This is a genomic window from Amycolatopsis sp. NPDC043887 (assembly GCF_056435665.1).
Map to the genome: position 1 here is coordinate 685145 of NZ_JBWKEB010000002.1, position 18888 is coordinate 704032.

Annotated in this window: 20 protein-coding genes; 7 read left to right on the plus strand and 13 right to left on the minus strand. The window is 69.3% G+C overall.

Features of this window, described 5'->3' with window-relative positions:
* Positions 1–77 precede the first annotated feature (77 nt).
* Positions 78–950, plus strand: a complete 873-nt coding sequence (locus tag AC069H_RS08410) for an arylamine N-acetyltransferase family protein (protein WP_478231799.1) — start codon at positions 78–80, stop codon at positions 948–950.
* Here the strand turns inward: AC069H_RS08410 and AC069H_RS08415 are convergent.
* From AC069H_RS08415 to clpS, 7 genes are all read right to left on the minus strand, one after another.
* Positions 911–1624, minus strand: a complete 714-nt coding sequence (locus AC069H_RS08415; protein WP_478231946.1) for an aspartate/glutamate racemase family protein — start codon at positions 1622–1624, stop codon at positions 911–913. The two genes, AC069H_RS08410 and AC069H_RS08415, sit on opposite strands and share 40 nt — an antisense overlap.
* Positions 1625–2215: 591 nt before the next feature.
* Positions 2216–3166, minus strand: a complete 951-nt coding sequence (locus tag AC069H_RS08420; RefSeq protein ID WP_340683700.1) for a PLP-dependent cysteine synthase family protein — start codon at positions 3164–3166, stop codon at positions 2216–2218.
* A 3-nt stretch (positions 3167–3169) separates the two neighbouring features.
* Complete coding sequence (locus AC069H_RS08425) at positions 3170–3442, minus strand: MoaD/ThiS family protein (RefSeq protein WP_340683701.1); 273 nt, start codon at positions 3440–3442, stop codon at positions 3170–3172.
* A 72-nt stretch (positions 3443–3514) separates the two neighbouring features.
* On the minus strand, positions 3515–3922 hold the full coding sequence (locus tag AC069H_RS08430) for a M67 family metallopeptidase (RefSeq protein ID WP_007028263.1): 408 nt from the start codon (positions 3920–3922) through the stop codon (positions 3515–3517).
* 129 nt (positions 3923–4051) lie between these two features.
* Positions 4052–5044, minus strand: a complete 993-nt coding sequence (locus AC069H_RS08435) for a P1 family peptidase (RefSeq protein WP_478231800.1) — start codon at positions 5042–5044, stop codon at positions 4052–4054.
* Positions 5041–5598, minus strand: a complete 558-nt coding sequence (locus AC069H_RS08440) for a DUF2017 domain-containing protein (protein ID WP_034308812.1) — start codon at positions 5596–5598, stop codon at positions 5041–5043. The genes AC069H_RS08435 and AC069H_RS08440 overlap by 4 nt, the downstream gene beginning before the upstream one ends.
* Positions 5595–5894, minus strand: a complete 300-nt coding sequence (gene clpS / locus AC069H_RS08445) for an ATP-dependent Clp protease adapter ClpS (protein ID WP_005165655.1) — start codon at positions 5892–5894, stop codon at positions 5595–5597. The genes AC069H_RS08440 and clpS overlap by 4 nt, the downstream gene beginning before the upstream one ends.
* 74 nt (positions 5895–5968) lie before the next feature.
* Here clpS and AC069H_RS08450 point away from each other — a divergent pair, with 74 nt between their 5' ends.
* The 3 genes from AC069H_RS08450 to AC069H_RS08460 are packed head-to-tail and all read left to right on the plus strand — an operon-like array spanning position 5969 to position 8519.
* On the plus strand, positions 5969–7273 hold the full coding sequence (locus AC069H_RS08450) for a nicotinate phosphoribosyltransferase (RefSeq protein WP_340683703.1): 1305 nt from the start codon (positions 5969–5971) through the stop codon (positions 7271–7273).
* Between the two features lie 20 nt (positions 7274–7293).
* Positions 7294–7869 (plus strand): nicotinamidase, encoded by a 576-nt coding sequence (locus tag AC069H_RS08455; protein ID WP_007028267.1) that lies wholly within the window; start codon positions 7294–7296, stop codon positions 7867–7869.
* Positions 7866–8519 carry a bifunctional 4-hydroxy-2-oxoglutarate aldolase/2-dehydro-3-deoxy-phosphogluconate aldolase gene (locus AC069H_RS08460; protein ID WP_478231801.1) on the plus strand — a complete coding sequence of 218 codons (654 nt, stop codon included), beginning with the start codon at positions 7866–7868 and terminating at the stop codon, positions 8517–8519. The genes AC069H_RS08455 and AC069H_RS08460 overlap by 4 nt, the downstream gene beginning before the upstream one ends.
* A 66-nt stretch (positions 8520–8585) precedes the next feature.
* On the opposite strand, the gene AC069H_RS08465 is transcribed toward AC069H_RS08460, so the two are convergent.
* A complete protein-coding gene (locus AC069H_RS08465) occupies positions 8586–9251 on the minus strand; it encodes a choice-of-anchor P family protein (RefSeq protein ID WP_478231802.1) in 666 nt (221 codons plus the stop codon).
* A 153-nt stretch (positions 9252–9404) separates the two neighbouring features.
* On the opposite strand from AC069H_RS08465, the gene AC069H_RS08470 reads away from it, so the two are divergent.
* The 3 genes from AC069H_RS08470 (at position 9405) to AC069H_RS08480 (ending at position 12606) form a co-directional block, all read left to right on the plus strand.
* Positions 9405–10013: a biotin transporter BioY gene (locus AC069H_RS08470; RefSeq protein ID WP_478228614.1), complete on the plus strand. Its 609-nt coding sequence runs from the start codon at positions 9405–9407 to the stop codon at positions 10011–10013.
* A gap of 124 nt (positions 10014–10137) precedes the next feature.
* Positions 10138–12195, plus strand: a complete 2058-nt coding sequence (locus tag AC069H_RS08475; RefSeq protein WP_478231803.1) for an ATP-dependent DNA helicase — start codon at positions 10138–10140, stop codon at positions 12193–12195.
* Between the two features lie 57 nt (positions 12196–12252).
* Positions 12253–12606, plus strand: coding sequence for a hypothetical protein (locus AC069H_RS08480; protein WP_126732697.1), 354 nt, complete (start codon positions 12253–12255; stop codon positions 12604–12606).
* Positions 12607–12681: 75 nt separating this feature from the next.
* Here the strand turns inward: AC069H_RS08480 and AC069H_RS08485 are convergent, their stop codons facing one another.
* The 5 genes from AC069H_RS08485 to ctaD form a co-directional block, all read right to left on the minus strand.
* Positions 12682–13086, minus strand: a complete 405-nt coding sequence (locus AC069H_RS08485) for an OsmC family protein (RefSeq protein ID WP_478231804.1) — start codon at positions 13084–13086, stop codon at positions 12682–12684.
* A gap of 76 nt (positions 13087–13162) precedes the next feature.
* Positions 13163–14911 carry a serine/threonine-protein kinase gene (locus tag AC069H_RS08490; RefSeq protein WP_478231805.1) on the minus strand — a complete coding sequence of 583 codons (1749 nt, stop codon included), beginning with the start codon at positions 14909–14911 and terminating at the stop codon, positions 13163–13165.
* A gap of 17 nt (positions 14912–14928) precedes the next feature.
* Complete coding sequence (locus tag AC069H_RS08495; protein WP_478228610.1) at positions 14929–15687, minus strand: peptidyl-tRNA hydrolase; 759 nt, start codon at positions 15685–15687, stop codon at positions 14929–14931.
* A complete protein-coding gene (serB, locus tag AC069H_RS08500; protein ID WP_340683710.1) occupies positions 15684–16913 on the minus strand; it encodes a phosphoserine phosphatase SerB in 1230 nt (409 codons plus the stop codon). Before serB ends, AC069H_RS08495 begins: the two co-directional genes overlap by 4 nt.
* A gap of 88 nt (positions 16914–17001) precedes the next feature.
* Entirely contained in the window at positions 17002–18780 is a 1779-nt protein-coding gene (gene ctaD / locus AC069H_RS08505) for an aa3-type cytochrome oxidase subunit I (RefSeq protein ID WP_034308844.1), read from the minus strand.
* Positions 18781–18888 lie beyond the last annotated feature (108 nt).

Below are 18888 nucleotides of genomic sequence, written 5' to 3' on the forward strand. Positions count from 1 at the left end.
CAGGCTACGACGGCGAACGGCGAGATCGCCTCCGTGAGAACCCTGATTTGTCGGTGGGTGCCGTTACGGTCGATCACATGGGGATTCCTTCTTCCGAGCACGTCGACGTGCCCGCCTACCTCGCGCGACTCGGCCTCGAGCACGAGCCGCCGAGCCGCGACGCGCTCTTCCGGCTGCACGCGGCCCATGTGGAGCGGGTGCCATACGAGGATTTCGAGGTCCAGCTGGGCCGGGTGACGTCCCTGGACCCGGCGGTGTCGTTCGGCCGGATCGCCGCCGGCCGCGGCGGCTACTGCTATCACCTCAACGGCGCCTTCTCGGCACTGCTGCGGGCGCTCGGCTACCAGGTCACCCGCCATCCGAGCGGGGCACAGATGGCGGGCGCGCGGTCCGGGATCCACCTCAACCATCTGGCGCTGACGGTGACCGGGCTGCCGGAGGAACCCGACGCCGGCTGGCTGGTCGACGTCGGGCTCGGTGACGGCGTCCACGAGCCGCTCCCGCTGCGTGAGGGCGAGTACAAACAGGGGCCGCTGGTGTTCCGTATACGGCCCTCGGAGGTCACTCCCGGCGGCTGGCGGCTCGATCACGATCCGCAGGGCAGTTTCGTCGGGATGGATTTCGCGCCGGAGGCGGCCGTGATGGCCGACTTCGCCGAGAAGCACGTCGAGCTGTCCACGTCCGAGGATTCCGGTTTCGTCCGCACGCTGGTGGTGCAGCGGCGCGACGCGGAGGGAGTGGATTCGCTGCGCGCGCTGACCTTGAGCGGTCTGCCGGGCGGCAAGACCGTGCTGGAATCACCGGCCGAGTGGTGGGCGGCGATCGAGGACGTCTTCGGCGTGCCGCGCGGCGGTTTCACCGGTGAGGAACAGGACAGGCTGTGGCGGCAGGCCGTCGCCCAGCACGAACGTCACACCGCGGGAGGGAGTGAGGCCTTGCCCAGCGCGTAGTCCACGGCCGCTTCGGCATGCAGCCTGGTGGTGGGGAAGGTGGGCACCGGGCTGTCCTCAGGGCCGACGAGCAGCTCGATCTCCGTGCAGCCGTAGATGACGCCCTCCGCGCCCTCCTCGACGAGCCTCGCGATGACGTCGCGGTACCGCTCACGGGAGTCTTCGGTGACGACGCCGTGGACGAGTTCGTCGTAGATGACCCCGTGCACCGTCTTGCGGTCCTCTTCGCCGGGCACGAGCACGTCGAGGCCGTGCGCGGCGAGGCGTTCGCGGTAGAACGGCTGGGCCATGGTGAAACCGGTGCCCAGGAGCCCGACACGCCCGACGCCCGCGGCCTTGATCGCGGTCGCCGTGGTGTCGGCGAGGTGCAGGAGCGGCACGCCCAGGCCGTCGACGAGCTGGTCGGCGACCTTGTGCATCGTGTTGGTGCAGAGGACGACGAAGTCCGCTCCGGCGGCTTCGAGCGCGAGGGCGGCGCGGTTCAGTTCCCGCCCGGCGTCGTCCCAGCGACCTTCGGCCTGCATCGCTTCGATCTCGGCGAAGTCCACGGAGTACAACACGGTGCGCGCGGAGTGATACCCGCCGCGCAGCTCGCGGACGCGTTCGTTGACCAGCCGGTAGTACTCGGCCGACGATTCCCAGCTCATCCCGCCCAGCAACCCGATGACCTTCATACCCGCCATCGTGCCAGCGTCGCCCTTGCGCTGGGTCTCGTGAGTGGTAAGGACGGTTCTAACCGTCCTTACCACTCACGAGGGGACCTGGACCAGCCTGAACGTGCCGTTGCCGGCGTTCTGGTGTCCGTGAAGGCCTCCTTCCCTACCTTGAGCGTAGGGAAGGAGGCCTTCACGGACCCGCGATCGACCGGCAGTCACCTCCGGTAGGTACGCAAGACACCGTTGGCTCTAGCCGTCCTTACCACTCACGAGACATGCCCCACCACGCCACCGCCACCCTTGCTCGCCCCTGCACCCCTTCCTGTACTCGGGAAGGGGTGCAGGTCGAGTTTCCTCGGCTGAGCCGAGGGAAGGGGGCCTTCACGCGGCGCCGCTGTGACTGCTGGTGTTGCTGGGGCTGCTGGTGTTGCTGGGCTGCTGGGGCTGCGGGTGGGCGATCGCGTAGTCCGTGAAGGCCTCCTTCCCTACCTTCAGGGTAGGGAAGGAGGCCTTCACGGACTCACGACCAATGCCGCCACATTCAATAGGTGCCTGAGACACCCTTAGCCCTAACCGTCCTTACCACTCACGAGGCCAGGGTGACGCGGATCAGGCCCAGAGCTGCCCGTCGAGCCTTTCGGCCGCTTCGTCGAGCGAGCCGGAGTACGCGCCCGTCGAGAGGTACTTCCACCCCGCGTCAGCGACCACGAAGGCCACATCGGCGGGCTTCCCCGCGGCGGCGGCCTTCTCTGCGACGGCCAGCGCCGCGTGCAGCACGGCACCCGTCGAGATCCCCGCGAAGATGCCTTCGTGCTCCAGCAGCTCGCGGGTCCGGCGAAGCGCGTCGTACGCGCCGACGGAGTACCGGCCATTGAGCACGCTCGCGTCGTAGAGCTCCGGCACGAAGCCCTCGTCGAGGTTCCGCAGGCCGTACACCAGCTCGCCGTAGCGTGGTTCGGCCGCGATGATCTGCACGTCCGGCTTCACCTCGTGCAGGTAGCGCCCGACACCGACCAGGGTGCCGGTGGTGCCGAGACCGCCGACGAAATGCGTCAGGGTCGGCAGGTCCTTGAGCAGTTCGGGCCCGGTGCCGCGGTAGTGCGCGTCGGCGTTGGCCGGGTTGCCGTACTGGTAGAGCATCACCCAGTCCGGGTTGGCCTCGGCCAGTTCCTTCGCCCGGCGCACGGCCTCGTTGGACCCGCCGGCGGCCGGGGAGAAGACGATCCGCGCGCCGTACGCCTGCAGCAGCTGCTTGCGCTCGGTCGAGGTGTTCTCCGGCATCACGCACACCAGGCCGTAGCCCTTGAGCTTCGCGGCCATCGCGAGCGCGATCCCGGTGTTGCCCGACGTCGGCTCCAGGATCGTGGAGCCGCGCCGGAGCGTGCCTTCGCGTTCGGCGGCCTCGATCATCGCCAGCGCGGGGCGGTCCTTGATCGAACCGGTCGGGTTGCGGTCCTCCAGCTTCGCCCACAACCGCACGTCATGGGTGGGCGAAAGCCGGGGAAGGCCGACCAGCGGCGTGCCGCCGAGCGCGTCGAGCAGCGACTCGAAGCGAGCCATCGATCAGCCACCGGCCACGGCGGGCAGGATGGTCAGGGTGTCGCCGTCCTTGACCTCGGCCTCGAGCCCGCCAGAGAAACGGACGTCCTCGTCGTTGACGTAGACGTTGACGAAGCGGTGCAGCTTCTCTTCCTTGACCAGGCGGGCCTTGAGGCCGCCGTGGCGGGACTCGATGTCGTCGATCACCTCGAGCACGGTCTTGCCGGTCGCCTCGACGGACTTCTCGCCGTCGGTGTGCGTACGCAGGATGGTCGGGATGGACACGGTCACGGCCATGGTTTTCTACCTCCGGTGGGTTCTCTGCTACGCAGACGTTCTGTTCGGGCCGGGTTATTCCCAGGCCCGGGTTCAGCCGATGATCTCGACGGGCTCCTCGGTGATCTCCCCGTCCACGATCCGGTACGACCGGAACTGGTGCGAATCGGGGTCCTTGGTGGAAACGAGCACGTAGTGCGCGTCGGGTTCCGAGGCGTACGAGACATCGGTTCGGGACGGATAGGCGTCAGTCGCGGTGTGCGAGTGGTAGATGACGACGGGCACCTCGTCGTTGGCGTCCATCTCGCGGTAGAGCTTGAGCAGATCACCCGAGTCGAATTCGTAGAACGTCGGCGAGCGCGCCGCGTTCAACATGGGGATGTACCGCTCGGGGCTGTCCGATCCCTCGGGACCGGCGATCACCCCGCACGCCTCGTCGGGATGGTCACGACGGGCATGGGCGACGATCTCGTCGACGAGTTCACGGCGGATCCGGAGCACGTCGCCTATCTTAGGTGCTGGAAAGGGCTGGTCCACACTCTGAGATCGCCGCCACTCACACCCGCGTTTCGTACTCTGAACGCGATCCTTGCGTGTGCAACTACCGCATTCAGAGGACGAAACGCGTGGTCAGGAGAACGCTTCGGGCCAGACGTCGCGGTACGCGCGCATGTCCCCCGCCGAAGTGGCCGAAAGCACACCGTGCACCATCGCGCGCCCGAAGACCCGCGCGGCCGCCGAGCACAGTGTGTCCAGCACCAACGCGCGCCGCGCCGCCGCGACGGGACCCGCGCCGCCGGGGAGTTCCCGATCGCCGGTCGCCAGCGCGAACACCGTGTCGCCGTCGAACATCGTGTGCGCGGGCCGCACGGCCCTGGCGAGACCGTCTTGCGCGGCCACGGCGAGCCGCCGCGCCTCCGCCTTGGACAGCGCCGCGTCGACCGCGACCACGCCGATGGTCGTGTTGAGCCCCGCCGCCTTCGCCTCGACGTCACCAGGCCGATCGGGCCAGCGGACGCCGAACTCGCCGTCGACCTCGTGGTCCGCCGCGTACGCGCGCCCCGTCGAGAGATCCACGGCCTCGCCGGCGGCGTTCACGGCGGCGACGACGCCGACGGTGAACTCCCCGACCTTCTCCGAGGCCGTCCCGATCCCGCCTTTGAGTGATCCCGCCTTCGCCCCTGCGCCCGCACCGACGGTCCCGAGCGCGACCGGACCCCCGACGGCCGCTTCGCAGGCCGCATAACCGAAGGAGGCGTCCGGACGGTTGCCCCACTCGCTGCGCGGCAGGTCGAACAGCACCGCGGCGGGCACGATCGGCACCACCTCGTGCGGTTCGGCTCCCACCGGGATGCCCAGGTTCCGCTCGGCGAGCCAGCGCATGACGCCGTCCGCGGCGGCCAGGCCGTACGCGCTCCCGCCGGACAGGCAGATCGCGTTGACGTGCTGGACCAGGTTCTCCGGCTCCAGCAGGTTGGTCTCGCGCGTTCCGGGCGCGCCGCCGCGCTGGTCGACGGCCCCGACCGCGCCGCCGGGGACCAGCACGACCGTCGTCCCGGTCGCCCAGCCGTCGCCGACCCGCTCGTGATGCCCGACCAGCACCCCCGGGACGTCGGTGATCATGACGTCAGCGACTGGATGAGGGTCTCCTGCACCCAGGTCAGCCAGTGGTAGACGCCGAGATGCGGCGCGCGGGGATCGTCCTCGGGCAACTCGTCGGGCATGTCCTCGGTGACGTCGAGCGCGGTGCCCAGCGCCAGCCGGACGTCGTTGAGCGCGCCCAGCCACGCGTCGGCCTGCTCGAAGGTCAGCCGGACGTTCCCGCCGTCACGCGGCAGGGTGTCCAGCACGATCTTGGCGACGCCGACCTTCTTGTCCAGGAGCTCGGGCTCGTGGATCGACCGCATCGCGGCGGCCGAGTCGATGTCCTCGCGGGTCGGGTTGTCCGGGTCCAGCTTGTGGAAGTCCGGCAGCAGCCGGGACAGGACCGGGTCGTCCGGCGATTCGGTCGGGCCCATCCGGATGCCGGTCAGTTCGGCCAACTCGTCCTGCGGCGCCTCTTCGGCGCGCGCGGTGAGCATGTCCTCCAGCTGGCTGACCAGGCCACGCAGCACCGCGGCCTCCTGCTGCTCGAACCCCGCGACGATGGTGTCGCCCTTGCGGCGCCATCCGTTCATGAAGGCTGCTCCATGGTGGCCCAGAGGCCGGCCGCGTGGAGTTTCGCGACGTCGGTCTCCACCTTCTCCTTGGAACCGGACGACACGATCGCCTTGCCCTTCTGGTGCACGTCGAGCATCAGCTTCGTCGCGTGGTCCCGGCTGTAACCGAACAGCTTCTGGAACACGTACGTCACGTACGACATGAGGTTCACCGGATCGTTCCAGACGACCGTCCGCCAGGGTTTGTCCTCAGAGACGACCTCTACTCCCTGTGGATCAACCTGCGTCTGCTCGGATGCGACAGGCGTGGACATGCACTCCATGGTGTCACGGGCCCGTTCCGGTATGGGCTGGCAGGTCCGGCCATGTGGGTGAATAGGCTGGTGCCATGGGTTTCCCCGAGGCGGCCACTGGCGCCAGCACCGCGCTGCTCACCGACCACTACGAGCTGACCATGCTGGCCAGCGCCCTGTCCGACGGGACGGCGGACCGGCCGTGCGTCTTCGAGGTCTTCGCACGTCGTCTGCCCGACGGCCGCCGCTACGGCGTCGTCGCGGGTACCGGGCGGGTCCTCGACGCGATCGCCGACTTCCGGTTCACCGACGCCGAGCTGAGCCAGCTGGAAGCGACGGCCGTCGTCGACGACGCCACCCTTTCGTGGCTCGCGGACTACTCCTTCTCGGGGAACATCGACGGTTACCCCGAGGGCGAGCTCTACTTCCCCGGTTCCCCGATCCTGACCGTCACCGGCTCCTTCGGCGAGGCCGTCGTGCTGGAGACGCTGATCCTCTCGATCCTCAACCACGACAGCGCGATCGCGTCCGCCGCGGCGCGGATGTCCGGTGCCGCGCACGGCAGGCCGATCATCGAGATGGGTGGCCGCCGCACGCACGAGTACGCCGCCGTCTCCGCCGCGCGGGCCGCGTACCTCGCCGGCTTCGCCACGACCTCCAACCTCGAAGCCGGCCGCCGCTACGGGATCCCGACGCGGGGCACCGTCGCGCACGCCTTCATGTTGCTGCACGACAGCGAGGAACAGGCGTTCCGCGCGCAGGTGGACAAGATGGGCACCGACACCACGCTCCTGGTGGACACCTACGACATCACCAAGGGCATCGAAACGGCCGTCCGGGTGGCCGGGACCGAACTGGGCGCGATCCGCATCGACTCCGGCGACGTGGGCCCGCTGGCGCGCAAGGCCCGCGAGCAGCTGGACGCTCTCGGCGCCAAGGACACCCGCATCGTGGTGTCGGGCGACCTCGACGAGCACGCCATCGCGGCGTTGCGCGCGGAACCCGTCGACGCGTATGGCGTCGGGACCTCGGTCGTCACCGGTTCCGGCGCGCCGACCGCGGGGATGGTCTACAAGCTCGTCGAGGTGGACGGCAGGCCGGTCGCCAAGCGCAGCGCGCACAAGGAATCCCGCGGCGGCCGGAAATCCGCGCTGCGACGGCACCGCGAGACCGGCACCGCCGTCGAAGAGGTGATCTGGACGGCCGCCTCGCAGGTCCCGGAACAGGGACCGAACGACCACGAATTGCAGATTCCGCTGGTCCGGGACGGCCGGACAGTGGATGATTTGCCCACGCTGGACGACGCGCGCCAGCGGCTTCGGCGGGCGCTGGTGAGCCTTCCATGGGAAGGCCTCAAGCTCTCGCACGGGGAGCCCGCCATCCCGACCGTATTCGTCTGAAGAGAACTCAGGAGCAACACATGGGGACCGCCTTGATCGTGGTCGATGTGCAGAACGACTTCTGCGAAGGCGGGTCGCTCGGCCTGCCCGGCGGCGCCGCCGCCGCCGAAGCGATCTCCAAGCAGGCCGCGGAAGGCGGTTACGCGCACGTCGTCGCCACTCGCGACTACCACATCGACCCGGGCGATCACTTCAGCGAGACACCGGACTTCAAGGACAGCTGGCCGCGTCACTGCGTCGCGGGCACTTCCGGCGCGTCGTTCCACCCCGCGCTCGACGTGGTCCCGATCAGCGAGGTCTTCTCCAAGGGCGAGTACACCGCCGCGTACTCCGGCTTCGAAGGCAACGCGCGCGACGGCAAGACGCTCGACGCGTGGCTGAAGGAGCACGACGTCACCGAGGTCGACGTCGTCGGCATAGCGACCGACTTCTGCGTCCGCGCGACGGCGCTCGACGCGGCGAAGGCCGGTTTCAAGGTCCGGGTGCTGCTTGACCTCACGGTCGGCGGCTCGCAGCCGACCGTTGACGCCGCGCTCAAGGACTTCGACGAGGCGGGCGTGACCTACACCGGAAAGGCGCCGGTCCCGGCCGCATGATCCAGCACGACCTCCAGGACACCCTGATCGAAAACCGGCTCGTCGCGATCTTGCGGGCCGCGGAAGCGAGCCGGTTCGCCGACGCCGCCACGGTGCTGCACGCGGCGGGCTTGCGAGTGCTCGAAGCGGCGTTGACCACGCCGGGCGCCACGGACGCCATCGCGACCATCCGCAAGAAGCTCGGCGACGACGCGCATATCGGCGCCGGCAGCGTGCGCGAGGTGTCCGATGTGGACAAATCGGCGGACGCCGGCGCGACCTTCCTGGTCACGCCGACGGTGAACCCGCTGGTCATGGAGCGCGCGCACGAACGCGGGCTGCCGGTGATCTGCGGCGCGCTGACCCCGACCGAGATCGACCAGGCGTGGCGTCTCGGCGCGGCGGCGGTGAAGGTCTTCCCGATCGCGGCCGTCGGCGGGATCGCCTACCTGCGGGCGGTCCGGGCGCCGATGCCGGACATCCCGCTGGTGCCGACGGGCGGCGTGCACCTGGCCGACGTCGCGAAGTACCTCGAGTCGGGCTCGATCGCCGTCGCGGCCGCCACGCCGCTGGTCGGTGACGCGCTCACCTCGAAAGGGTCGCTGACAGATCTGGCGACCCGCGCGAGTGAGTTCGTCGCGGCGGCCGCGAAGTACGTCTCACGCACCTGACGCATTTCGTCCTCTGGATGCGGTACTTGCGTGTGCAAGGACCGCATCCAGAGGACGAAATGCGGCTTAGGGCTTCTTCTTGCCGTACGGGTCGCAGCGCGCGGTCCCGAGGTAGATGTCGCCCTTCGCCGGACCGCCACCCTGCGGGAACAGCTTGATGTGCAGCATGTGCGTCACGAGGCTCCCGTCGGGCGGCGTCGGCGTGACGGTCTCGTTGACCGTGAGCGACGCCAGCGCCGTCCCGCCCTTGCCGCCCGCGATGGTCAGCCGGTAGTTCTGCGGGATGTTCTCCGGCAGAGTGAACCCGGTGACGTCGCCGAACTCGATGTAGCCGAGGCTGCCGTCCTCGGTGGTGCTGCACTTCGCCATGAACGTGCGAACCTTGATCACCGGACCGCCGAACCGCTTGAGCAGGGTGGTCTCGAACCGCCGCCCGGCCGCCTCGCCGACGGCCACCGCGCCGTTCCGGCCGCAGCGCGACTCACCCCCGCTGAACCGGGCGAAGTCGCCGACGACGCCGCCCTGGGTCTTCGCGGTCAAGGGACCGTCGACGTCGCACGGCGCGAGTTCGCCCGTGACCACGTGTTCGTCGCCGATCTCCACGTCGAGCGATCCGACCGACGCGGCCGCCGTCGCGGGGGCGGGCCCGGCCGACGCGACCGCCGGACCTCCCGCCACCAGCGCCCCGGTCAGCATCGTCACCGACAACAGCCTCGAAACGGGTTTCCTCATGTCCGGCAGCCTCCACCAACCACCGGTCCCGTGCAGGGTCATGCCACCCGGACGAGTGGACGCGCGATGACCGTGAGGTGGCCGACATTCGGTCCGCGACCCGTCTTCTGACGTTAACCTCGGTTCACATTCGTGTACTCATAGGAGGTCTGAGTGTCTTCGCTGTCTGTGACCGGCACCCGTCCGGTTCTCGCCGACCTCGTTCCCGGCGCACTGGTCCGTGACGCGGTCCTGGTCGCCGGTGGTGCCGCCCTGACCGGCGCGGCCGCGCAGATCCTGATCCCGGTGCCCGGCTCCCCGGTGCCGATGACCGGCCAGACGTTCGCCGCCCTGCTGGTCGGCGCCGCGCTCGGCTGGAAGCGCGGCGCGCTGTCGATGGCGCTGTACCTCGCCGTCGGCGCGGCCGGATTCGGCTGGTTCCAGAACGGTTCTTCCGGCCTGTTCGGCGCCAGCGCCGGCTACATCGTCGGCTTCGTGCTCGCGGGCGCACTGGTCGGCGCGCTCGCCGGCCGCGGCGGGGACCGCACGCCGCTGCGCACGGCGGGGACGATGGTGCTGGGCAACCTCGCCATCTACTCGGTCGGCGTGCCGTGGCTGATGGCGTCGACCGGCTTCGGCCTGTCGACCGCGCTCGAAAAGGGTGTCGTGCCGTTCCTGATCGGTGACGCGCTGAAGATCGCCGTCGCGGCCGCGCTGCTTCCGGGCACCTGGGCGCTGGTCTCGCCTCTCCTTGAAGACAAGCACGGCCGCAAGGAGTCGTGACCGGTCCTTTCATAGCCCCACGAGCTGCAAGAAAGGTCCCTTCCTCGCAAAATTTGCAAGGAAGGGACCTTTCATTGCACGGGGCGGACGATCTTGACGGTGCCCCCGGCTATCGTCTTGTCCCGTGCCCTCCCGTGCTGATTTCCCCGGTGTCCTCGAACTCCTGACCCACGCGGTCGAGTCCGTGGGCGGTGCCGAGCGCGAGGGCCAGGTCAAGATGGCGGACGCCGTGGGCCGCGCCATCCGCACCGGCGAGCACCTGGCCGTCCAGGCGGGCACGGGTACCGGGAAGTCGTTGGCCTATCTCGTTCCCGCGATCCGGCACGCGGTCGAGAAGGAAGCCACGGTCGTGGTCTCCACGGCCACCATCGCGTTGCAGCGCCAGCTCGTCGACAGGGACCTCCCCCGGCTGGCGAAGGCGCTGAAGAAGCCCCTCGGCCGCGAGCCCACCTTCGCGATCCTCAAGGGCCGCCGTAACTACCTCTGCCTCCACCGGCTCGATTCCGGCGCCCCGGACGAGCCGGAGGATCAGCAGTTGTTCGACCCGTTCGCCGTCTCCCGGCTCGGCAAGGAGGTCACGCGGCTGCGGGAATGGTCGTCCGACACCGAAACCGGTGACCGCGACGAGCTGGTCCCCGGCGTCTCGGACCAGGCGTGGCGCCAGGTGTCGGTCACCGCCAAGGAATGCCTGGGCGCCTCGCGCTGCCCCATCGGCACGGACTGTTTCGCCGAGCGGTCCCGCGCCGAGGCGGGCAAGGCCGACGTCGTCGTCACCAACCACGCGCTGCTGGCGATCGACGCGCTGCAGGGCTACCAGGTGCTCCCCGAGCACGACCTGGTGATCATCGACGAGGCGCACGACCTCGTGGACCGCGTGACGTCCGTGGCGACCGGAGAGCTGACCAGCGGCATGGTCTCCGCCGCCGCCCGGCGCTGCGGGAAACTGGTCGACGACGAGGTGGCCGACCAGTTGCTGGAGGCGGGCGACGGGCTGGCCCTGATCCTCGACGACCTGCCGTCCGGCCGGATGGATTCGCTGCCGCAGGCCCTCACCGGCGCGATCCCCGCGGTCCGCGACGCCGCGCATCGCTGCCTCACCGCGCTCGGCAAGGACCGCAAGGAGGACGTCGACGAGGCCACGGCCCGCAAGCTGGCGCGGTCGCTGCTCGAAGAGGTCCACGACACCGCGGTCCGGCTGCTCGAGGCCTTCGACGACGACAAGGCGCATCAGCGCGACGTCGTCTGGCTGACCGGGGACCGCTTCTCCACGAACCCTCGCCCGCCCGCGCTGAAGGTCGCTCCGCTGGGTGTCGCCGGTCTGCTGCGGGAGCGGGTCTTCAACCAGCACACGACCGTCCTCACCTCGGCGACGCTGACCCTGGGCGGCACGTTCGACACCATGGCCCGCCAATGGGGTCTCCCGCCCGGCGGCGCCAGGGTAGACAAGGCACCGGGCGCGGCGACGGACAAGGCCGCCCCCGCCGACAGCGACGACGCCGACGGCCCGAAGTGGACCGGCCTCGACGTCGGCTCCCCGTTCGACCACAAACGCAACGGAATCCTCTACCTGGCCAAGCATCTGCCGCCGCCGGGCAGGGACGGCTTGCAGCCCTCGACCATGGACGAGCTGGCCGAGCTGATCGAGGCCGCGGGCGGGCGCACACTCGGCCTGTTCTCCTCGATGCGCGCGGCGAAGCAGGCCACCGAGGAGATGCGGGAGCGGCTCGACCTGCCGATCCTCTGCCAGGGTGACGACGCCACCGGCCTGCTGGTGCAGAAGTTCTCCGAGGACGCGCGCACTTGCCTGTTCGGCACGCTTTCGCTGTGGCAGGGCGTCGACGTGCCCGGCCCGTCGCTCCAGCTCGTGGTGGTCGACAGGATCCCGTTCCCCCGCCCGGACGACCCGGTCTCCTCGGCCCGGCAGCGAGCCGTGGAAGCCAGAGGCGGCAACGGTTTCCTCACCGTCGCGGCCACGCACGCGGCGCTGCTGCTCGCACAGGGCACCGGACGGCTGCACCGCTCGGTCAGCGACCGCGGCGTCGTGGCGATCCTTGATTCGCGGCTGGCCACCGCCCGCTACGGCGGATTCCTGCGCGCCTCGCTGCCGCCGTTCTGGCCGACCATGGATCCGAAGGTCGCCCGCGACGCGCTGCGCCGCCTCGACGCCGCCGCCCCGGCCTGAGTGGCCTGGAACACGGCCGAGTACCGTTAACGGAACGCCGAAGACAGGGAGAACCGGTTGTCCCACGAGTCGCCCAACGCACAATCCCGGACCGTCAGCGTCGATGACACCGGAGTGCGGCGCCAGCTCGCGGACGGAAGCGAGGAAGCCGTCACGTGGTCCGAGCTGTCCGCGGTGGTGGTCAGAGTGATCCCTGAAGGCCCGTGGAAGGAAGACGTCTTCTTCATGCTCGCCGGCGCCGACGGGAAGGGCACCGCGATCCCCAGCGGCGACCCGGCCGCCGACGCGCTGATCGAGCGGTTGCAGACGCTGCCCGGCTTCGACAACGAGAAGTTCATCGAGGCCATGACCACCGACGCCGACGAGGCGTACGTGGTCTGGAGTGCCGAAGGCCACCCGGCCAAACACTGAGCCCAAGTGCAATGAAGAGGCCTTTCATAGCAAATTTTGCTATGAAAGGCCCCTTCATTGCACGCGAGGGAGGGCTTACTCGACCGGGAAGCTCTCCGTGACCGGGATGCCCTTCTTCAACGTCCGGCTCACCGTGCACAGCCGCTCGATGGCGCGGTCCACCGCCCCCGCGAGCGCCTCGCGCTCCTCAGAGGCGAGCGAAGACACGTCGACGTCGAAAGCCACATGGACGGCGTCGAGCTCCGAAGCGCCTTCCCGCTGGTCCGCCGTCACGCCGACCCGGAACTTCGAGTCCTCACCGATCCGGCGCGTGATGAGGTTCTCGGCGGTGACGGCCGAGCAGCCCGCCGCCGCGATCTGCAGCAGTTCGGCGGGCGAGAAGGCGCCCTCGGCGCCCTTGCGGCCGATCACGACCTCGGCACCGCGTTCGTTGCGGCCGATGAAGCGGTGCTCACCGTCGCGCTGGACTTCCAAAGACACGGCTTCCCTTTCAGTGTCCGTAGGCGAACCCGCGTCCGCCATCGACGTCGGCAGGACGCGGCCTGGTCTTTCTCTTTCAGAGTGGCGGCAGCCTGGGGGCGATCTCGCCGGCCAGCCGTTCCGCGGCCGGGCACATCTCCTGCGGCTGCTTGACCTTGTCCGCGACGTAGATCTCCACCGTCTCGATCATGGCACGACCGTTGCCGGCGAAGGTCCGGTGCGGAATCTCGGCCTGACAAGCCTTCCACTCGGCCGAGACCTCGACGAAGGCTTCCCGCGATCCGAGAGCGACCCGTCTGCCGTCGTCCTCCAACGGCGCCCGCTCTCGTTCGAACCGGATCGTCACCTCGGTCTCGCGATGGTTCCAGGAGCACTCCCAGTTGCCGAACACCGGATTAGGCGCGGCCGGACCGCCGACGATCGCCTGGGGCAGATCCCCGCCCAGCGCGCAGGCGTCGAGACTCCCGAGCGAACCGGCGGGAAAGGGAGCGGGACGCCGTTCGACCGGCTCCCGGTTCAGCACGCTCACCGCGTGCGTGGCCACCGGATCGACGTAGTCGCAGAGTTGCGCGTGCCAATTCCGGATGTGCCGGGCGTGCACCCATACCTGGTTGCCGTCCGGCAGCGGGATACCCCGTGCGCACTTGTCTTCGGAGTCGCTCGGGATCTCGCGCACGATCAGCCGCCCTGGCATCGGCTTGTCCAGCAACGGCGACGTCGGCGTCGTCAGTTCGAGCCGGATGTCGACGATGTCCTCTTCGTCGGGGCTCAGGCGCAGCCGGACACCGCAGGCGTTGAAGTTGCCGGTGGCGCTGTCCGGCTCGGGGGTCCCGAGGTGGTTCAGCACGGAAGGGTCGACCAGCGAGCAAGGATCCGCCGTCCGCCGGTCACCGACCAGTTCGGACGGCGGGCCAGCCGCGATCGACGCGGGTTCCCTAGTGGCGTAGAGCAGGCCCCCGGTCAACATCAGCACGGCCGCGACGGCCGCGATCGCGATGGCGCGCTTGGTCACCCGGAAACGTCGCGTCCGCACGGGTACGGCGACGTCCGCGACCTCGGACAGCAGCTCGGCGGCGCGGACGGCGTCCGGCCGCCCGGCGGGTTTGCGCCGCAGCAGTTCCATCAGCGCGGGCGCCAGCGGTCCCGCCCGGCGGATCGGTTCCAGCGTGTACGACGTCGCCCGCCGGAGCTGGACGAACGGACCGACGCTCGCGTCTCCCCACACCGACGTGCCCTCGACGGCGGCGAACAGTGTCGCGCCCAGCGAGAACACGTCCGCCGCGGCACCCGCCTGCCGCCCTTCGGCCATCTCCGGCGCGACGTAGCCGGGCGTCCCGACGTCGAGGCCGCCGCCGGTGCGGGTCACCTCCGCCCACTGCGCGATGCCGAGGTCGGTGAGTTTGGCCGTACCGTCGTCGGCCACCAGGACGTTGCCCGGTTTGAGGTCGCGGTGGACCATGCCCTTCTCGTGCATCGCCGCGAGCGCCGCGGCGAGCTGGACCCCGATCTTGGCCACCTTGCCGGGTGGCAGCGGCCCGTCGGCGTCGATGACGTCGGCGAGGCTGCGCGAGGGCAGGTACTCCATGACGAGCCAGCGATCGTCACCGTCGATCACGGCGTCGAAGACGGTGACGACGTTCGGGTGATGCAGGCCCGCGCCGATCCGTGCCTCGCGCCGGATCTGGCCGCTGTCCCCGGCCTGTGAGCGTTTGAGGGCGACGACCCGGCCGAGGTCCAGATCGGTGGCACGCCAGACCACACCCATGCCCCCGGCGCCGATCCGCTCCTCCAAGCGATAGCGCCCGGCGATCAGCCGGTCACCCATGCGGGGAGTATAGGAGGCTAAGCCCTTTGGGCTATGACCGTGACTGTTCCGGGATCGACTTCGGTGAACCCGGCGTCCCGGACCGCGACGACGCCGTCACGGCGCCACGAACCTTCGGGATCCTCGACCGGGCAAAGCGCCTTCCAGGTCGCGACCGGCGGGGTCCGCACCGAGCACCGGAACCCGGTCCCGGCCCAGGCCGCCCGTTCGGCCTCGTCCAGCAGTGACGCGAGGATCATCGTCGCGTGCCCGACCTGGGCCGAGCCCTTGCCGACGGTCATCGAGACCTCGGGGTTCAGCAGCAGCCGCGGGACACCGTCCGGCGCGGGCCCCGGCTCGTCGGCCGGGAGTTCGCTCCCGGAGATCTGCAACCGCGAGACCTCCTTGGGCGTCTCGACGACGCGGCAGGGAAGCAAGGCCCGCGCCTCGGCGCCGTCGACCTCGACCGTGATCCCCGGCAGTTCCTGGACCGCCCGCCAGTGCGCACCGCGCGCCCGCCGGGCGACCTTGCGGATCCGGCCGTCGACCCACGCCTTGAGCGGGTCGTGCCATTCGCCCTCGGGCTCGGCACGTTCGTCGAGACAGACCGCGACCGCGGCCGCCGCGGCGGCCTCCAGCAGGGCGGTCCGCGACGGCGGTTCTGCCCGTTCCATCCGCAGGATCACCGGCATGGCCCGGACCTCGGCGGGATCCTCGTCGGAGGTGTCCACCGTATCCTCGGCGGGCAGCCCCAGCCAGAACGCGTAGCGCGCGGCCAGCGGCTCCAGGACGCTCATGGCCGGGAAAGTTCGAGACCGTCGGCCGCGTCGGCAGCCTCGATCTCGGCCCTGGTGACCCCGAGCAGGAACAGCACGGCGTCGAGGTATGGGTGGGAAAGCGCGGTGTCGGCGACCTCGCGCAGCGCGGGCTTCGCGTTGAAGGCGACCCCCATCCCGGCGACCGAAAGCATGTCGATGTCGTTCGCCCCGTCACCGACGGCGACGCACTGCTCCAGCGAGATCTCGTACTCCTCGGCGAACCGGCGCAGCGCCGTCGCCTTGCCCGCGCGGTCGACGATGTCCCCGACCACCCGGCCGGTGAGCTTGCCGTCGACGACTTCGAGTTCGTTCGCGGCGGCGAAGTCGAGGCCGAGGTCGTCCACGAGCGACTGGATGATCTTGGTGAAACCACCCGAAACGACCCCGCAGCGGAAGCCCATCCGCTTCAGCGTGCGGATGGTCGTGCGCGCGCCCGGGGTGAGCTCGATGGACGCGGCGACCTCGTCCAGCACCGTCTCCGGAAGCCCCTCCAGCAGCGCGACCCGGCGCTCCAGCGACTCGCCGAAGTTCAGCTCGCCGCGCATCGCGGCCTCGGTGATCTCGCGGACCTGCGGTTCGACGCCGGCGTGCGCGCCGAGCATCTCGATGACCTCGCCCTGGATGAGCGTGGAATCGACGTCGAAGACGACCAGGCGCTTGGCGCGGCGGGCGAGCCCGGCCCGCTCGACCGAGATGTCGATCCCGGCCTCGACAGCGGCGTCCGCCAGCGCGGTGCGCAGCGCGGCGTCGGCCTCCGGAGTGTCCTGGGCGAGCGAGGCGTACAGCTCCAGCCCAGTGACCGGATAGTCGGCGACGCTGCGGATCGAGTCGATGTTGACGTCCAGCGCGGCGAGACGGCGCGCGACGTCGGAGAACGCCCGCGCGGTCACCGGGCGGCCGAGCATCAGCAGGACATGCGTCGAGTCCTTCTGGCCGATGGCGAACGGGTCGGCGCCGATGGCCGAGCCGATCTTCACGTCGACCTGCATCCCGACCGAGGCCATCGCCTGCTCGACGTACTCCTGCAGGCCCTCGGGGTCGCGGTACACGCCGGCGAGCACACCGAGCACCAGCTGGCCGCGGATGACGACCTGCTCGACGTCGAGGACGTCGACGTCGTGGCGCGACAGCACGGCGAACAGCACCGAGGACACACCCGGCTTGTCGGGACCGGTGGTGGTGATGAGAACTGGTGTCTGCGTCACGGGGGTCAGTCTCCCTCAGCCAAAGCAAAAAAAGGCGCGTGCCTTGCCCCTGTGTGAGGCAAGGCACGCGCCGTTTCCGCTTATCGGGTCACTTCTCGCTGGAGTTGTCCTTGGAGTGATCACCCGGCATGGCCGCCTCGGTGAGCACCTGGGACGGCGCCCGGTGGGTGTTGACCTTCTGCTTCCCGAAGAAGCCGATCTCACCCTCCTTGTGGATGCGCTCCACCATATGCGGGTAGTGCAGCTCGAACGCCGGACGCTCGGACCGGATCCGCGGCAGCTCGGTGAAGTTGTGCCGCGGCGGCGGGCAGGACGTCGCCCATTCGAGCGAGTTGCCGTAGCCCCACGGGTCGTCCACCGTGACGATCTCGCCGTACCGGTAGCTCTTGAAGACGTTCCAGATGAACGGCAGCGTCGAGGCACCGAGGATGTACGCGCCGATCGTGGAGATCGTGTTCAGCGTGGTGAACCCGTCGGACTGCAGGTAGTCCGCGTACCGGCGCGGCATGCCTTCGGCGCCGAGCCAGTGCTGCACCAGGAACGTGGCGTGGAAGCCGATGAACGTGGTCCAGAAGTGCCACTTGCCGAGCTTCTCGTCCATCATGCGGCCGGTGATCTTCGGGAACCAGAAGTAGATCCCGGCGAACGTGGCGAACACGATCGTGCCGTAGAGCACGTAGTGGAAGTGCGCGACGACGAAGTAGCTGTCGGACACGTGGAAGTCGATCGCCGGCGCGGCCAGCATGATGCCGGTCAGACCGCCGAAGAGGAACGTGACGATGAAGCCCATCGAGAAGATCATCGGCGTCTCGAAGGACAGCTGGCCCTTCCACATCGTGCCGATCCAGTTGAAGAACTTCACGCCGGTCGGGACCGCGATCAGGAAGGTCATGAAGGAGAAGAACGGCAGCAGCACGGCGCCGGTCGCGTACATGTGGTGCGCCCACACGGCCACCGACAGCGCGGCGATCGCCAGCGTCGCCCAGACCAGGCCCTTGTACCCGAAGATCGGCTTGCGGCTGAAGACCGGGAAGATCTCCGACACGATCCCGAAGAACGGTAGCGCGACGATGTAGACCTCTGGATGGCCGAAGAACCAGAACAGGTGCTGCCAGAGGATCACGCCGCCGTTCGCGGGGTCGAACACGTGCGCCCCGAGATGCCGGTCCGCCAGCAGGCCCATCAGGGCCGCGGTCAGGATCGGGAACGCCAGCAGGATCAGGATGCTGGTGACCAGGATGTTCCAGGTGAAGATCGGCATCCGGTACATCGTCATGCCGGGGGCGCGCAGGCAGACCACCGTGGTGATCATGTTGACGCCACCGAGGATGGTGCCGAGACCGGACACGACCAGACCGGAGATCCACAGGTCGGCACCGACACCGGGCGAGTGGATGGCATCCGACAGCGGGGTGTAGGCGAACCAGCCGAAGTCGGCGGCGCCACCCGGGGTCAGGAAGCCGGACATCACGATCAGGCCGCCGAAGAGGTACAGCCAGTACGAGAACGCGTTCAGCCGCGGGAAGGCGACGTCGGGCGAACCGATCTGCAGCGGCAGGATGAAGTTCGCGAAACCGAAGAGGATCGGCGTCGCGTACAGCAGCAGCATGATCGTGCCGTGCATGGTGAACAGCTGGTTGTACTGCTCCTGCGAAAGGAACTGCTGCCCGGGACGCGCCAGCTCGGAGCGGATCAGCATCGCCATCGCGCCGCCCACCATGAAGAAGGCGAACGACGTGACCAGGTACATGATGCCGATTTGCTTGTGGTCCGTCGTGCGGAACAACCGCAGCAGGTACGAACCCTTAACCGACTCGCGCGCGGGATACGGGCGCGTGGCGATCGGCTTGGGGGCTACGGCCGTCACTCCTGCCTCCAACACTCAAACCTTGTGGTGGTCAATTTGCGGTCGCCGGGCGGGTTCGGGACCCACTCCGGCGGCTAGTGGGGATCGTAGCCCTCACTACCGACAGTC

Excerpts from the sequence above, each read along its gene's own strand:
- AC069H_RS08410 (WP_478231799.1), top strand. The coding sequence starts at position 78 with ATGGGGATTCCTTCTTCCGAGCACGTCGACGTGCCCGCCTACCTCGCG.
- AC069H_RS08415 (WP_478231946.1), bottom strand. The coding sequence starts at position 1,624 with ATGAAGGTCATCGGGTTGCTGGGCGGGATGAGCTGGGAATCGTCGGCC.
- AC069H_RS08420 (WP_340683700.1), bottom strand. The coding sequence starts at position 3,166 with ATGGCTCGCTTCGAGTCGCTGCTCGACGCGCTCGGCGGCACGCCGCTG.
- AC069H_RS08425 (WP_340683701.1), bottom strand. The coding sequence starts at position 3,442 with ATGGCCGTGACCGTGTCCATCCCGACCATCCTGCGTACGCACACCGAC.
- AC069H_RS08435 (WP_478231800.1), bottom strand. The coding sequence starts at position 5,044 with ATGATCACCGACGTCCCGGGGGTGCTGGTCGGGCATCACGAGCGGGTC.
- AC069H_RS08440 (WP_034308812.1), bottom strand. The coding sequence starts at position 5,598 with ATGAACGGATGGCGCCGCAAGGGCGACACCATCGTCGCGGGGTTCGAG.
- clpS (WP_005165655.1), bottom strand. The coding sequence starts at position 5,894 with ATGTCCACGCCTGTCGCATCCGAGCAGACGCAGGTTGATCCACAGGGA.
- AC069H_RS08450 (WP_340683703.1), top strand. The coding sequence starts at position 5,969 with ATGGGTTTCCCCGAGGCGGCCACTGGCGCCAGCACCGCGCTGCTCACC.
- AC069H_RS08455 (WP_007028267.1), top strand. The coding sequence starts at position 7,294 with ATGGGGACCGCCTTGATCGTGGTCGATGTGCAGAACGACTTCTGCGAA.
- AC069H_RS08460 (WP_478231801.1), top strand. The coding sequence starts at position 7,866 with ATGATCCAGCACGACCTCCAGGACACCCTGATCGAAAACCGGCTCGTC.
- AC069H_RS08465 (WP_478231802.1), bottom strand. The coding sequence starts at position 9,251 with ATGAGGAAACCCGTTTCGAGGCTGTTGTCGGTGACGATGCTGACCGGG.
- AC069H_RS08490 (WP_478231805.1), bottom strand. The coding sequence starts at position 14,911 with ATGGGTGACCGGCTGATCGCCGGGCGCTATCGCTTGGAGGAGCGGATC.
- AC069H_RS08495 (WP_478228610.1), bottom strand. The coding sequence starts at position 15,687 with ATGAGCGTCCTGGAGCCGCTGGCCGCGCGCTACGCGTTCTGGCTGGGG.